Origin of the sequence: Bacillus paramycoides, assembly GCF_038971285.1 — a bacterium.
Lineage (GTDB): Bacteria > Bacillota > Bacilli > Bacillales > Bacillaceae_G > Bacillus_A.
The window spans coordinates 2,301,484-2,315,264 of record NZ_CP152427.1; the positions used below are offsets into that span (position 1 = coordinate 2,301,484).

Below are 13,781 nucleotides of genomic sequence, written 5' to 3' on the forward strand. Positions count from 1 at the left end.
GAATGAATAAAGTCCTTTTAGTATGATATGGATATAATCAATGCGAGGGGGAAATGTGATGTATGAAGTAAAGGGGTATTTTTCATCATTAAAAGGAAGTTATTATGATATCGGAAAGCAACAAGGAGAGTTTGTGAAAAATCATCTGTATCTTATTCCGCAATTCATACAACAAGAACATATAGTATCAGATAACTATTGGACAGAATCTAGAAATATATTAAATCAATATTGTCCTGGAATTAATGAAGAAATTGAAGGTTTTTGTGAAGTATTGAAAATTCCTGCTAAACATATGATGTATTATTATCAAACATTATTAAAAGCAGGATGTAGTCATTGTGTCGTGTTACCTAAAAAAACAGATTCAAAGCACACATATGTACTAAGAAATTATGATTTGTCTCCAAAAATAGATGATATGCGTTTTTGCTCAACACATGTTGAAGGTGCATATGTGCATAGTGGCTTTTCTACTCAATATTTCGGACGAACAGAAGGAGTTAATGAGCATGGGTTATCTGTTACATTTTCAGCGTGCGGTCAACCAGTAGGAAATATTGAAGGTTTACGAAAACCAGTGTTAAGTGGCTTACAATGTTTTGCAGTAATACGAGTATTATTGGAGAAATGTAAAAATGTGCAGGAGGCGAAATTACTAATAGATGAAATGCCAATTGCAAGTAATATTAATCTAATTGTAGCGGATCCTTTAGACGTAGCAAGAATTGAAATATTTGACGGGTATAAATCCATAACCACAATCGATGAGGAAAACCAAGATTTTATCGTATCAACAAACCATGCGATTAGTTTACCTATTCAAAAATTGAATAATAGAAGATTAGAACAATCAACAAACAGATATCACACATTGTATGAATATTTAAATCAAAATGAGCTAGTGAGTATGGAGTCTTTAAAAGGATTAGTAGAAAAAGAGTATCCTACTGGGCTGACAGTACACAATTATGAAGAATGGTTTGGAACTTTGCATTCTGTCTTATTTGATTTACATAATCGTACAATGAATATTTGCTTCGGTTCTCCACTTTTAAACGACTGGTACTCATTGAAAGTTGGAGAACGTCTTCCGTTTTCTAAGGCGAATGTGAACTTTAAAAATAAAACGTATGCTGACTTTTGGAGAGAAGAGCGTTATTAATTGATTTCAAAAAGAGCAATGGGGTAATATGGTAATAGTGAGGCCTACATACGGGAGGGAATGCCATTGCTAGAAGTTATGTTACCGATTGTTCTTATCTTATTTGTTGCCGTTTCAATGTATATTACTTATGAAAAAAGAAAAAAAGCAGGGGTAAAAGGATTGAAGAGTGCGTTAACTTCAATTTGTTTCTTTACACTAGCAATCTTGAATTTGTTTGCATATTGGTTTACCTTTGGCGGGATTTTTATTTGATTCATTTCAATTGTTTTATTGCTAGTTGGAGCATATTTTACGAAATATATTCCAATATCTAAAAAGGTACATTGAAGTTTATATGAATCTTAATATAATGTTATATTTTGTTTTGAAAAGAGATGATTCTACTAAGTCGTTGTGAAACGGGTTCATAGGATAATCTCTTTTGTTCGTTTAGCTTTGTAAAGAATGCACCGTTCTTTTTAGTTGCTCAATAAACTCTCGAGTTGCAGCACACATATATTTATCTTTTCTATAAATAAGTCCTATTTCTATTGTTGGAGTAGGATTTTCTACTTTAATAGCTCGAATGTTTTTATTTTGTAAAAAGTCTATATATGGTTTTGGTAACACTGTAATTCCCATTCCTTTTGAAACCATGTGGATTAAAGATTCCATCGTACTAATTTCTAAAATTGCTTTTGGTTTAAAGTTGAATTTTTGACAATGAGATGTAAATAGTTCGGTTAAAAAGAAATTTTTAGGTAAAAGAATGAAAGGGTAGTTCTGTAATTCAGCAATAGATACATGATTACGTTCAGCTAATCGATGACCGGTTGGTACGACTAATGTAAGTTCACTTTTGTATAGGGGGATAGAAATAATCTCCTTATCTTGCACTGGGAGAAATGTAATGCCAATGTCTAGTTCATTTTGCAATAATTTTTCACGAATATCTCCGGTGCGAAGCCCTAATACAGAAAGTTCTATATTGGGATATAAATGATTGAAATTTAAAATAGCTGGTGGTAGTAAGTAATTTACGACGGTTAACAAAGAACCAATTGTTAAGGTACCTTGCTGTAATCCGTTTAAATCTTGAATAGCAGAACGAGCTTGTTCGATTTCATGAAAAATGATTTTACTATGTAATAATAAAATCCTTCCTGCATCAGTTAAAGATATTTTTTTACCAATGCGATCGAAAAGAGGCACTCCTACTTCATGTTCTAATGCACGTATTTGCTGACTGAGAGAAGGTTGTGAAATATTTAGTTTCTCAGCTGCTTTTGTGAAATGCAATTCTTTTGAAACAGCTAAAAAATATTCAAGTTGTCGTAATTCGATTGGAATCACCTCAAGTTTAATGATAGGTTATACCTATCATTATTATATAAATAATTGGATTGAACAATGATTTTCCGAGTTTTATAATCAACCTTATATTACAGAGGTAATAGTGAAAACAAAATTGAGAGTGAAAAGTCATGTTACACCTTTAAAGGAGGAAATATAATGGGTAATGAATATCAATTATTATCTTTAAATATAGGGTTGCCAAAAGAGGTTACATACGGCGGAAAGGTAATTCATACAGGTATAAATAAAAAACAAGTAAAGGAACCGGTGTTTTTATCCTTTGTGAAATTTAATGGGGATGGCCAGGCGGATTTGGTTCATCATGGCGGAGTAGATAAAGCAGTGTGCGTATATTCGGCGGAACATTATGATTACTGGGAAAAAGAGCTGAATAAAGGTCTTGTATATGGAGCATTCGGAGAAAATATAACAATTAGTGATATGCGTGAAGAGGATGTTTGCATTGGTGATACATTTCAAATTGGAGAAGCGATTGTACAAGTAACGCAGCCAAGACAACCTTGTTTTAAATTAGCAAAGAAATACAATATTCCAAAGTTACCATTATATTTTCAAGAAACAGGATATACGGGGTTTTATTTTCGTGTATTAGAAGAAGGTTGGGTATCACCTGTTGATACATTAAAGTTAATAAAGCCTGATCCGAAAGGTATTACAGTAGCATTTGCTAATCGTATTATGCATAAGGAAAAACAAAATATGGAAGGGCTAAAAAGGATCTTAGAAGTACGTGCGCTTTCTACAAGTTGGAGAAATACATTTGAAAAGCGAATGAGGGGAGAAGAAATTAATACGAAGGAGAGACTAGAAGGAAAAAAATAATAAAAAATATTTTTTTTATAAATGGTGTATTTCTATGAGTAAAAACGAAGTAGAAAGCACTATTTTTATATAATAAACTTATTAATATTCAATAATCTTAATATTATTTTATTCGACTTATTTTCGAATAGTCAAAACATAAAATTAATTAGACTCTTTTTTTATATTTTATGATAGTATATTGATTGGTAAGACCTATTACATTAAGAGCAGGTCATATAACTAAATCTAATTTGATGGAATTAAGGTATGGAGGGACAACATGGGGAATGTTGAAATTTTTGAAAAACTTCTTTTAGCAGAACCGAAAAGAGAGCAGTTATTTCCTTTATTTGAAGAAGTGTTTGGAATTACAATTCAAACATTGAATGATTTTTCAGAGAGAGGTTATTGGGATGATACATACAAAGCCTTATCATTTTTACATAACGATAAAGCGATTGCGAATGTTGCGGTATTTTCGCTACCATTGCTAGTAAATGGTGAAAGAATAAATGCAGCGGGCATTCAATCGGTAATGACTCACCCTAATTTTCGTAGACAAGGACTCATGACGCAATTAATAAGTAAAATGATAGAAGAAATCGATAAGAAATGTGAATGTACATTATTGTTTACGGAAAAACCTGAACTATATGCATCATTTGGGTTTAAAGTTGTGCAGGAGTATTTAATGACTATTCTATATGATAAAAAGAATAATAATGATTCCTTACTTAGAAAGTTAGATTATTATATGGAAGAGGATAGAAAGTTAATACATGAAACTATTGAGAGTAGCCAAAGACTTTCAAATAATTTTTCAACATTAAACTTCCGTCCTTCGTTTTATTTGAATATATATGATTCGGAATGGAATGAGAAATTGTATTATTCAGAGAAACTAGATGCTCTAATTGTGTATGAAGTAGATAATGAAAAGTTGAAATTATATGGAGTATTTGCACCAGTAATTCCAGTTTTAGATGAAATATGCGGGGAAATCGCCGAAAGGTTTACAGAAATCGAATTTTACTTCTCTCCAGATCAATTAGGGATTGAGGATGTACAGCTTACAGAATTACAGTCTAGTAAGTATTTAATGGTTCGAAGTAATAAAGAGTTAGATTTTAAAGGTTATAAATTCCCAGTATTAGCGGAGTTTTAAAGGTTTGTATAAAGGCTTTATTATGGAGGAACTATGAATATATCATATATACCTAAACATGTTGAGCAGCTCACTATAATGAATTTCCCTGAATATTATAAAATTAATGACAATCAGGCGTTTATTGTCCGTTCGAAAGCAGAAACAGATTTTTGGCTTAAAACACATTATGGTTTTGAAGTAATGAATGGTCATGTATTTTATAATGAAATGATGACAGACTTTCAAGCTGAAGTACAATTGTGTATGAATCCAAATTCAAAATACGATCAAGCAGGTCTTTTTGTTATGATTTCGGAAAAGTGTTGGTTGAAAACTTCATTAGAGTATATTCCGGATGGCCCTTCTCATTTAGGAGCTGTCGTAACGAATAATGGATATTCTGATTGGTCAACACAAGACTTTCCAACAGAATTAGCTAACGAGCAACTTCGTTTTCGAATTGTTCGTAAACGTGGCGATTATATAATATATGTAAAAAAAAGCTGTCAATGGGAACAAATAAGAATCGCTCATTTGATGGAGGATATAGGGAATGCACCTGTTAAAATAGGTTTTTACACGTGTAGTCCTTCTAAAAACAATGGATTTGAGACTGAGTTTTTAGATTTTACAATTGAAGAGATATAGATGAAAAACCGTATTCTTTCTACTTAAGAATACGGTTTTTCTATTTGCGTAATATAAAGCACATTTATTGACCAGAAAGTCATAAATGCTTATCATTTAATAATGTTAAATATTAATTTACATAATATAATAGAAATAAGAAAGAAATTACAAACTACATCGTTTAAATAAGGAGGGTATAAATTATTAAATGGTAATTTCATAGGAAAAAGGAGATTATGTATGAAATCATTTCGCAAGTTATTACAGTATTTAAAACCATACATGTTCTTCGCTATTATTGGACCGCTATTTATGGTACTTGAGGTTGCGATGGACTTAATTCAACCGACTATTATGCAACATATTATTGATGTTGGGATAGCAAACCGTGATTTGAATTATGTAATAAAAATGGGGCTTCTTATGATAGGAGCTGCAGCGCTCGGTTTAGTTGGAGGACTTGGGTGCATGATGTATTCTACAAAAGCAGCAGTTAATTTCGCTACAGACATACGAAAAGATGTATTTGCGAAAATAGAAACATTTTCTAGTGAAAATCGTGATTCATTTGGAACTGGGAAATTATTAACGATTGTGACAAATGATATTACTTCAATTCAATCGGCGATGACGATGACATTACGTGTTCTTGTTCGTGGTCCTTTGTTATTTATCGGAAGTATAATAATTGTTTTTGTAACAGCACGTGAGTTATTTCCTATATTACTCGTAGTCGTTCCAATTTTATTGCTTGCGATTATATTTATTGCAAGTAAAGCGAGCGGAACGTTCAAAAAAGTGCAAGAAGCATTAGATAAAGTGAATACAAAGTTACAAGAAAATTTATCTGGTGTACGTGTTATTAAAGCGTATGTAAGACAAAAATATGAAATCACTCAGTTTGGAAAAGTGAATACAAATTTAACGAAGATAAATATTCGAGCAGTGCAGCTTATTTCTTTAATGATGCCAAGCATTATGTTAGTTGTAAGCGGCGGGATTGTCGCAACATTATGGATCGGTGGAGAAAAAGTATTTAATGGAACGCTTCAAGTAGGAGCTATATTAGCGTTTATTAACTATTTGAATATTATTTTAATGTCACTTATGTCTATCAGTATGGTATTTATGCAAATCGCGCGAGCATTTCCGTCCGCGGATCGTGTACAGCAAGTTTTAAATACTGAGGTTGATATTAAGAGTGAAACAAATGCGCTTGTACCTAAGAAAATTGAGGGACAAATTGACTTTAAAAATGTTAGTTATAGTTATACGAAAAATAATGAATATGTTTTAAAAAATATTTCATTTCGCATATGTAAAGGTGAAAAGGTAGGGATTATCGGTTCTACAGGGAGTGGTAAATCTACTTTAGCAAAACTGTTACCGCGTTTATATGATGTTGATCAAGGTGAAATATGCATTGATGGAATAAATGTTAAGGCGTATGATTTACAAAAACTTCGTGCTTCTATAGGCTTTGTACCTCAAAAGGCATTGTTGTTTTCAGGTAGTATAGAAGAGAACTTACGTTATGGTAAAGAAGATGCAACGAAGGGGGAACTTGAAGTAGCAGCTTCAGCAGCTTGTGCGACTGAGTTTATTAATAAGTTAGAAGATTCATATCAATATCATTTAACACAAGGCGCGACGAATTTATCAGGCGGACAAAAACAACGTGTATCAATCGCAAGGGCGCTTGTGAGAAAGCCATCTATTCTTGTATTAGATGATTCTACATCTGCAGTAGATGCTAAATCAGAATCTAACATTCAATCGGCATTAAGAACAGAATATAAAGGAACAACAACATTATTAATTGCCTCTAAAATTTCATCTATAATAGATGCTGATAAAATTCTCGTTTTAGATAACGGTGAATTAGTAGGTGATGGTACACATGAAGAGCTGTTAGAACAATGTGAGGTATATCAAGAAATCTATCTTTCCCAAGGTGGTAATTTATATAAAGAAGGTGGGAAAGAACATGCGTAATTTCCAAGGGCAATTTGCAAATAAAAGTGGGCGTAACGCGCCTAAGATGGGTAAAGCTAAAAATACGAAAGGAACTGTAATGAGAATATGGAACTATATGGGCTATCAAAAGGCTGCTCTTACGTTCGTTATATTTTTAGTATTTGTTACGACGTTACTTGGGTTATTAGGTCCGTATTTAATGGGAGTAATTATTGATCAATATATTGTACCGAAAGATTTAAGCGGTACGGCGAGAATGTGTTTGTTACTTATCGCGATTTATGGTGTAACAGTATTGTTAACATGGTTACAAACATTTGTTATGGTTAACGTTGCATTAAAAACGATACAAAAAATACGACAAGATATTTTCGAGAAAATCCAAACGCTTTCTTTACGGTTCTTTGATGTACGTTCTCAAGGGGATTTAATGAGTCGTGTGACAAATGATATAGATAATTTGAATCAAGCGTTAACACAAAGTGTTGTACAAATTATTTCATCAGCATTAACCTTTATAGGTGTAACAATTGCGATGTTCGCATTAGATTGGATTTTAGCAATTGTTACACTAATTACAGTACCTATTATGTTTTTCGTTACAAAAAAATTAGTTGCTTATAGTGGTAAAAACTTTGCAAAGCGTCAAAAAGATTTAGGAGAATTAAATGGTTTTATTGAAGAAGCTATAACTGGAGCGGATGTTACAACGTTATACGGGAAAGAAAAAGAAACCGTACAAAATTTCAATAAAATTAATGAACAACTTAGAATGTCTGCTACGAAGGCGGATACATTTTCAGCTTTTATTTTTCCAAGTATGAACTTTATAAATAACTTAGGTATGGGGCTTGTAATTGGGACTGGATCAGTAATGGTTTTAAATGGAATGACAACAGTAGGTGTCATTGCAGCTTTTATTAATTATTCTCGTCAATTCTCAAGACCGCTCAGTCAATTCGCAACTTTAATGAATACGATTCAAGCAGCAGTTGCTGGTGGAGAACGTGTCTTTGAAATTATGGATGAAGTACCAGAAATCCAAAATAAAAAAGATGCATTCATCGTACAAAATTTACAAGGACATGTTGCGCTTGAAAATGTTTCATTCGGTTATGAGGAGAATAAAACGATTTTAAAAGAAGTGAGTCTTAAGGCGCAACCAGGGGAGACAATTGCTTTAGTTGGCCCAACTGGGTCGGGTAAAACAACAATTATTAATTTGCTAACGCGCTTTTACGATATACCGCAAGGGCAAATTCATATTGATGGAAAAAATATAAAAGATTATGATATGAATTCGTTACGAAGTAAAATAGGAGTAGTTTTACAAGATACGTATTTATTTGCTGGGACGATTATGGATAATATCCGTTATGGTCGATTAGATGCTAGCGATGAAGAAGTAATTCATGCAGCTAAGGCAGCATCTGCGCATTCTTTTATAAAGCATTTACCGAATCAATATGAAACAAAAATAGCTTCAGAAGGATCGAATTTAAGTCAAGGACAAAAACAACTTCTTGCAATTGCACGGGCAATTTTAGCAGATGCAGATGTATTAATTCTCGACGAAGCAACATCTAATATTGATACAAGAACAGAATTACAAATACAACAAGGGCTAAACAATTTAATGAGAGGTCGAACAAGTTTCGTAATCGCTCATCGATTGAAAACGATTGAAAAAGCGGATCAAATCCTTGTTATAAAAGATGGAAGCATTTTAGAAAAAGGAAATCATGAATCTCTTATGGAAGATAGAGGATTTTACTTTGACCTGTATACGAGTCAGTTTAAAATTTAATGAGAATTTTGATACGGTGCGGTTTCCCTAGAAAGGAGAAACCGCATTTTTATATTTGTAAAGATAATTAGAAATATAGAGTTGAGGTTTTTAGATACACGGATTATTAGTAAAAACTAGTAATATCAGTGCCGGATGGAAAAATTAATTTACGAGGAATTGTAATAATCTCAAAAGCCATCTGGGCTGAATAGAGAAGTATTGGAGTTAATTCTAAAGCATGAGTTAATAATAATATAAAGCTTGTTAGGATTGCAAAGCTCCCCCAAAAGAAACTTTTTGAAGTGTAACGGAAATCTTTTATTAAAGAAAAGAAAGAAAAAAATGCTGTAACAATGAGTATCAAAAATTTATATTTATCAGTCATTAAACCCCTCCTTGAGACCAGTAACTTATATTATAACTCGTTTTTTTGTATTATAATAAAAAGATTTTGAAATGAATAGTTTAAAGTCGTAAATACCGCAACTTAAAAATATTAGTTGTGGTTTTTATTTTTGAGTTCTTTGTTATAGAAAATAGATAAGCTAGAATTGAAAATTTGAAAATAGATTAATGCCCAAATTTTGTTTGGTGGAGAAGTATTGGATATTTGACCGGAAAATAAGACGAGCTTTGAATATAGTAATAAAAAAGGGATGTGAAACAATGGCTAGATATAGTTTACACGCAGGACATAATAGTATTGTACAGGGTGCAAATTATGGAAATCGGAAAGAACACATTATGGATCGCCAAGTTAAGGATGCGGTTGTTGCTAAATTAAGAGCATTGGGGCATACAGTTTATGACGATACTGATGAAGTAGGGACAACGCAAGCCCAAAATTTAAATAATATTGTATCAAAACAAACTCACATGTTGTAGATTTAGTAGTTTCATTTCACTTAAACTCATATGATACGAAAGCTAATGGTGTTGAAGTTTTGTACTATGACCAACAAGCTTTATCAGCAAAAATAGCGGCGCAACTTTCAAAAGATATTGGGTGGTCAAACCGTGGTGCAAAGGAACGAAAAGACCTTTATGTATTATCGAATACGAAAGCGCCTGCAATCTTAATCGAACTTGGATTCATTGATAATGAATCAGATATGGCAAAATGGAATCCAGATAAGATTGCAAATTCAATTGTGTATGCTTTAACTGGACAATCTGGTGGGACAACTCCGCCATCTAAAAAAAATATAATACAATCAGGCGCTTTCTCACCACATGAAACACCTGATGTAATGGGAGCATTAACGTCACTAAAAATGACAGCTAAGTTCTTCTTATAATCTGATGGTCTAACATATTTTATCTCTGAACCAACTTCAGATGCGCAACTTAAAGGCATGACGGATTACCTTGATCGTAAAGGTTGGTGGTATGAAGTTAAGTAAAGTTCTAGTTTAGTAGAACAGAAAATTTTAAAAACGATAGGACATAAAAAGAGGATTACTTATTATGAGTATTCCTCTTTTTATAATTTTACCTCGTATAAATATGATTAGATATAGAAGATTTCTGTTTTAATACATAATAAGTAATACATGTAAGTGAGAGGTTCATCTGGAATTTCAAGTATATTTACAAAACATATATTTAAAAAGAAAAAAATGAGAATTTGAATTTAATTGACTACAATTGAAATGGCACTAAAAACTAATAATACGGCCATAATGATATTAAATGATGTAGTATGCTTTAATAAAAGTTTTTGGAACATGGAACCAAATAAGCTCCAACTGAATGTACTCATTAACCCGACTACACCTAGAAATAATGAGAAAAGTAGAAAACTTGAATATGAATTATAGTAAGGGAGAATAAAAGTTGACACTACAGTCAGCCCGAATAGTATCCCTTTAGGATTAACAAATTGAAGAAAAATCCCGACTGTAAATAAGTTTTTATTATGTTTTTCATCTGGATCTGTACTAGTTTTACTAGTGAGTATTTTAAAGGCTAAATATAGCATGTATGCTACACCTAAAATTTTTAAAGGGAATTCAATTATAGGTAGGATATTAATTAGTACAATATTAAAGAAGCTACATAATGAAGTGAGGATGAAAAAACCGAAAGCTACTCCAAAGCAAAATTGCATACTCCTTTTTAAACCATGTTGATTGGCGTATGTCATAGCTAAGAAATTGTTAGGACCGGGTGTGAAGCTACTTATAATAACAAATAACAAAAAAGAAAATATAGGCATTTCAAAACCCCCTAATTATTTGGTGTATGTTATAATGACCGAAAAGAACAATATAACGTGTGCTTTTTATTATACATAACGGTCGTTATATTGTATATAGTGTAGGAGTGTTTCTTATGGAAGAAATTCAACTTATTCTGGCAAAAAATTTAAAAACAATACGAGAGAAAGAAAAATTAAGTTTAGAAAAAGTTGCCCAATTAACAGGTGTGAGTAAAACAATGATTAGACAAATTGAACGTGGAGAATCGAGCCCAACATTAACAACGATATGGAAAATAGCTAATGGGTTGAAAGTGTCTTTTACTTCTTTAATTAATAATCCCCAACCGGATACGAAAGTCGTTTTACGAAGTGATGTTCAAGTATTATTAGAAGACAATGGGAGATATAAAGTGTATCCATCTTTTCCTTTTCAAGATGATAGGAACTTTGAAATCTATACGGTTGAAATTGAAACAGAAGGAAAATTAAGTTCGGAAGGCCATAAAGAAGGGACCGAAGAATTTATAACGGTATTTGAAGGGGAATTGACAATTGAAATAAATGATTGTCAATATACATTAAATAGCGGAGATGCAATTCGCTTTAAGGCGGATAGACCACACTTCTATCATAATTCCGGAAGTACGCTAACTCGGTTAAGTATGACCATTTATTATCCAGCTCATAAACTCGAAATGGCATCAAGAATATAAAGAAATGTGTTTTGATAAACCATCTATAAAAGATGGTTTTATTTTTTGAAATTCATAAAAAAAGACACTCGTTTGAGTGTCAACATAGTATTGCTCTCGCGTATAGGATTGGAGTATGTTTCTCAAAAACGTATTGAGATGGTTCGTATTTGAGAAACTGTCTTCTTAGTCAATGTAACATCGGCAGGAAGAAGTGTAAATTGATAATGTATATACGGAAAATTTAGTATAGATATTTTCTACTATTAATATAGTACAAAATGTTTTTTATTGCTTAATCACTATCGTGTAGTTATCGAAAGAATAGTAGCTTTAATAACGTAATCGCTTCCATTTGACCATTTAAGAATGATTATTATAAAAAGAACGAATCATTTTTTAATCAATTCGTATAATTGTTAAAGAGGCACCAGTTGAACCACCTCCAACTAAATTAACTACGGATAATACGCCGAATAGTTGAAGTGAAATTGTATTACCGGCAATAAAATTGGTTATTAAATTATTATTATAATTTGAAGTTGATATTGCGGGTGAAAAAATAGATCCAGGAATTGGAGTTGAAGAGTTTAATAGTAGCCTTGTACCAGCAAGTAGTGCGGTTGTCGTATTTACTTGATAGGTTAAATAATATCTCCCAGTAACAGGAATTGTAAATATATCATTTGAAGCATTCACTGTAAAATTACCGAGACTTTGGTTATTAGAAAGTGTAATATTAGTTCCACCTAATATGACTGAAATCGGACCACCTAACGTATTATTAGCGAACATAGAGTTTGTTGTGATAATAGGCCCAGTAATGCCTGTAGGTCCAGTAACGCCCGTAGACCCAGTAATGCCCGTGGGCCCAGTAGGACCTGTAAGTCTGTATGGAAGAATAATTACAAGAGCCAGTGATAATAGTTCTTTTTTTATTTCGTCATTCTTATCTTGAATATAAATTACCTCATTTTTAAATTAGAACGTAACGGATTTAGTATTTTGAAATGGAACTATCATTTTAGTATATGAATACTACTAGTTATAGCAACGGTAAAAAGTTTACTATATGTAAAAATCATTTGAGAATGAAAAAAGTAGTGATGGAATCCTTCTTAAAATGATAGATGTATTATTTTGTTAAGTAGTAAAAAAATGTGGAATGAGGTATTAAATTGAACCGCAATGACAAATTATCGTTGAATAAAGGTATGATAAGACCAGAAAATATTGGACCTACCTTTCCGGTTATTCCGCCAATTTATATTCCAATGGGAACAACAGGTCCAATGGGAGTAACAGGTCCAACGGGAGATACTGGCCCGACAGGAGCAACAGGAGCGACTGGTGCAACTGGTGGTGGAGCTATTATTCCGTTTGCTTCCGGTACAACACCAGCTCTGTTAGCTAATACAGGAACTCTCCTTGGATTTGGATTTAGTCAGCCAGGTATAGCTCCAGGGGTTGGAGGAACTCTCACATTACTGCCAGGTGTTGTAGGTGATTATGCATTTGTAGCACCGCGCGATGGTGTTATTACGTCATTAGCAGGTTTCTTTAGTGCAACAGCTGCATTAGCTCCATTATCACCTGTTCAAATTCAGATGCAAGTATTTATTGCACCTGCAGCAAGTAATACGTTTACACCAGTAGCGCCACCTCTATTATTAACACCAGCATTTGCCTTAATAGCGATTGGTGCTACAGCAACAGGAATCCAAGCTTATAATGTTCCAGTAGTTGCTGGGGATAAAATATTAGTATATGTTTCATTAACAGGAGCTAGTCCAATAGCTGCAGTTGCTGGATTTGTAAGTGCAGGTCTTAATATCGTCTAATTTGTTACAATGTTAATAGGAAATTAAACAGGGGTTTGTATATAGTCCTTCCTAATAAATTTAGGAAGGATTATATTTTTGGGGGAAATAAGTAATAAATTAAATGAACAATTACTCTTTGTTAAGTTCGTATAAAAAAGTATAATTTACCCTTTCTTATTTAAGGAATAAATT

At 32.6% G+C, this 13,781-nt stretch carries 13 protein-coding genes and 2 pseudogenes; 11 read left to right on the forward strand and 4 right to left on the reverse strand.

The genetic code is table 11. The features are described from left to right. Positions 1–58 precede the first annotated feature (58 nt). Both AAG068_RS11970 and AAG068_RS11975 read left to right on the forward strand, forming a co-directional pair. A complete protein-coding gene (locus AAG068_RS11970; protein WP_342719424.1) occupies positions 59–1,165 on the forward strand; it encodes a C45 family peptidase in 1,107 nt (368 codons plus the stop codon). A 78-nt stretch (positions 1,166–1,243) separates the two neighbouring features. Further along, positions 1,244–1,495: pseudogene (locus AAG068_RS11975) on the forward strand (hypothetical protein). 102 nt (positions 1,496–1,597) lie between these two features. On the opposite strand, the gene AAG068_RS11980 reads toward AAG068_RS11975, so the two are convergent. Then, positions 1,598–2,500, reverse strand: coding sequence for a LysR family transcriptional regulator (locus tag AAG068_RS11980; RefSeq protein WP_342719425.1), 903 nt, complete (start codon positions 2,498–2,500; stop codon positions 1,598–1,600). Positions 2,501–2,659: 159 nt separating this feature from the next. On the opposite strand from AAG068_RS11980, the gene AAG068_RS11985 reads away from it, so the two are divergent. From AAG068_RS11985 to AAG068_RS12005, 5 genes are all read left to right on the forward strand, one after another. Continuing rightward, a complete protein-coding gene (locus AAG068_RS11985; RefSeq protein WP_342719426.1) occupies positions 2,660–3,346 on the forward strand; it encodes an MOSC domain-containing protein in 687 nt (228 codons plus the stop codon). A gap of 262 nt (positions 3,347–3,608) precedes the next feature. Further along, on the forward strand, positions 3,609–4,493 hold the full coding sequence (locus AAG068_RS11990; RefSeq protein ID WP_342719427.1) for a GNAT family N-acetyltransferase: 885 nt from the start codon (positions 3,609–3,611) through the stop codon (positions 4,491–4,493). Between the two features lie 33 nt (positions 4,494–4,526). Further along, positions 4,527–5,123 (forward strand): DUF1349 domain-containing protein, encoded by a 597-nt coding sequence (locus tag AAG068_RS11995; protein ID WP_342719428.1) that lies wholly within the window; start codon positions 4,527–4,529, stop codon positions 5,121–5,123. A gap of 222 nt (positions 5,124–5,345) precedes the next feature. Next, complete coding sequence (locus AAG068_RS12000; protein ID WP_342719429.1) at positions 5,346–7,100, forward strand: ABC transporter ATP-binding protein; 1,755 nt, start codon at positions 5,346–5,348, stop codon at positions 7,098–7,100. Beyond that, a complete protein-coding gene (locus tag AAG068_RS12005) occupies positions 7,093–8,889 on the forward strand; it encodes an ABC transporter ATP-binding protein (protein WP_342719430.1) in 1,797 nt (598 codons plus the stop codon). The genes AAG068_RS12000 and AAG068_RS12005 overlap by 8 nt, the downstream gene beginning before the upstream one ends. 106 nt (positions 8,890–8,995) lie before the next feature. On the opposite strand, the gene AAG068_RS12010 is transcribed toward AAG068_RS12005, so the two are convergent. After that, a complete protein-coding gene (locus AAG068_RS12010; RefSeq protein ID WP_342719431.1) occupies positions 8,996–9,256 on the reverse strand; it encodes a hypothetical protein in 261 nt (86 codons plus the stop codon). Positions 9,257–9,537: 281 nt separating this feature from the next. Here AAG068_RS12010 and AAG068_RS12015 point away from each other — a divergent pair. After that, positions 9,538–10,053: pseudogene (locus tag AAG068_RS12015) on the forward strand (N-acetylmuramoyl-L-alanine amidase); the annotation flags it as partial. 137 nt (positions 10,054–10,190) lie between these two features. Further along, positions 10,191–10,274 (forward strand): N-acetylmuramoyl-L-alanine amidase C-terminal domain-containing protein, encoded by an 84-nt coding sequence (locus AAG068_RS29950; RefSeq protein WP_428846003.1) that lies wholly within the window; start codon positions 10,191–10,193, stop codon positions 10,272–10,274. Positions 10,275–10,504: 230 nt separating this feature from the next. On the opposite strand, the gene AAG068_RS12020 is transcribed toward AAG068_RS29950, so the two are convergent. Further along, the gene (locus tag AAG068_RS12020) at positions 10,505–11,089 is read right to left on the reverse strand and encodes a LysE family transporter (protein ID WP_342719432.1); all 585 of its coding nucleotides are present in this window, start codon (positions 11,087–11,089) and stop codon (positions 10,505–10,507) included. A 59-nt stretch (positions 11,090–11,148) separates the two neighbouring features. Between AAG068_RS12020 and AAG068_RS12025 the strand changes: the two genes are divergently transcribed. After that, positions 11,149–11,787: a helix-turn-helix domain-containing protein gene (locus AAG068_RS12025; RefSeq protein ID WP_342719433.1), complete on the forward strand. Its 639-nt coding sequence runs from the start codon at positions 11,149–11,151 to the stop codon at positions 11,785–11,787. Between the two features lie 378 nt (positions 11,788–12,165). On the opposite strand, the gene AAG068_RS12030 is transcribed toward AAG068_RS12025, so the two are convergent. Next, on the reverse strand, positions 12,166–12,705 hold the full coding sequence (locus tag AAG068_RS12030; RefSeq protein WP_342719754.1) for a BclA C-terminal domain-containing protein: 540 nt from the start codon (positions 12,703–12,705) through the stop codon (positions 12,166–12,168). Positions 12,706–12,944: 239 nt separating this feature from the next. Between AAG068_RS12030 and AAG068_RS12035 the strand changes: the two genes are divergently transcribed. Beyond that, positions 12,945–13,607, forward strand: a complete 663-nt coding sequence (locus AAG068_RS12035) for an exosporium glycoprotein BclB-related protein (protein ID WP_342719434.1) — start codon at positions 12,945–12,947, stop codon at positions 13,605–13,607. Positions 13,608–13,781: the final 174 nt, after the last annotated feature.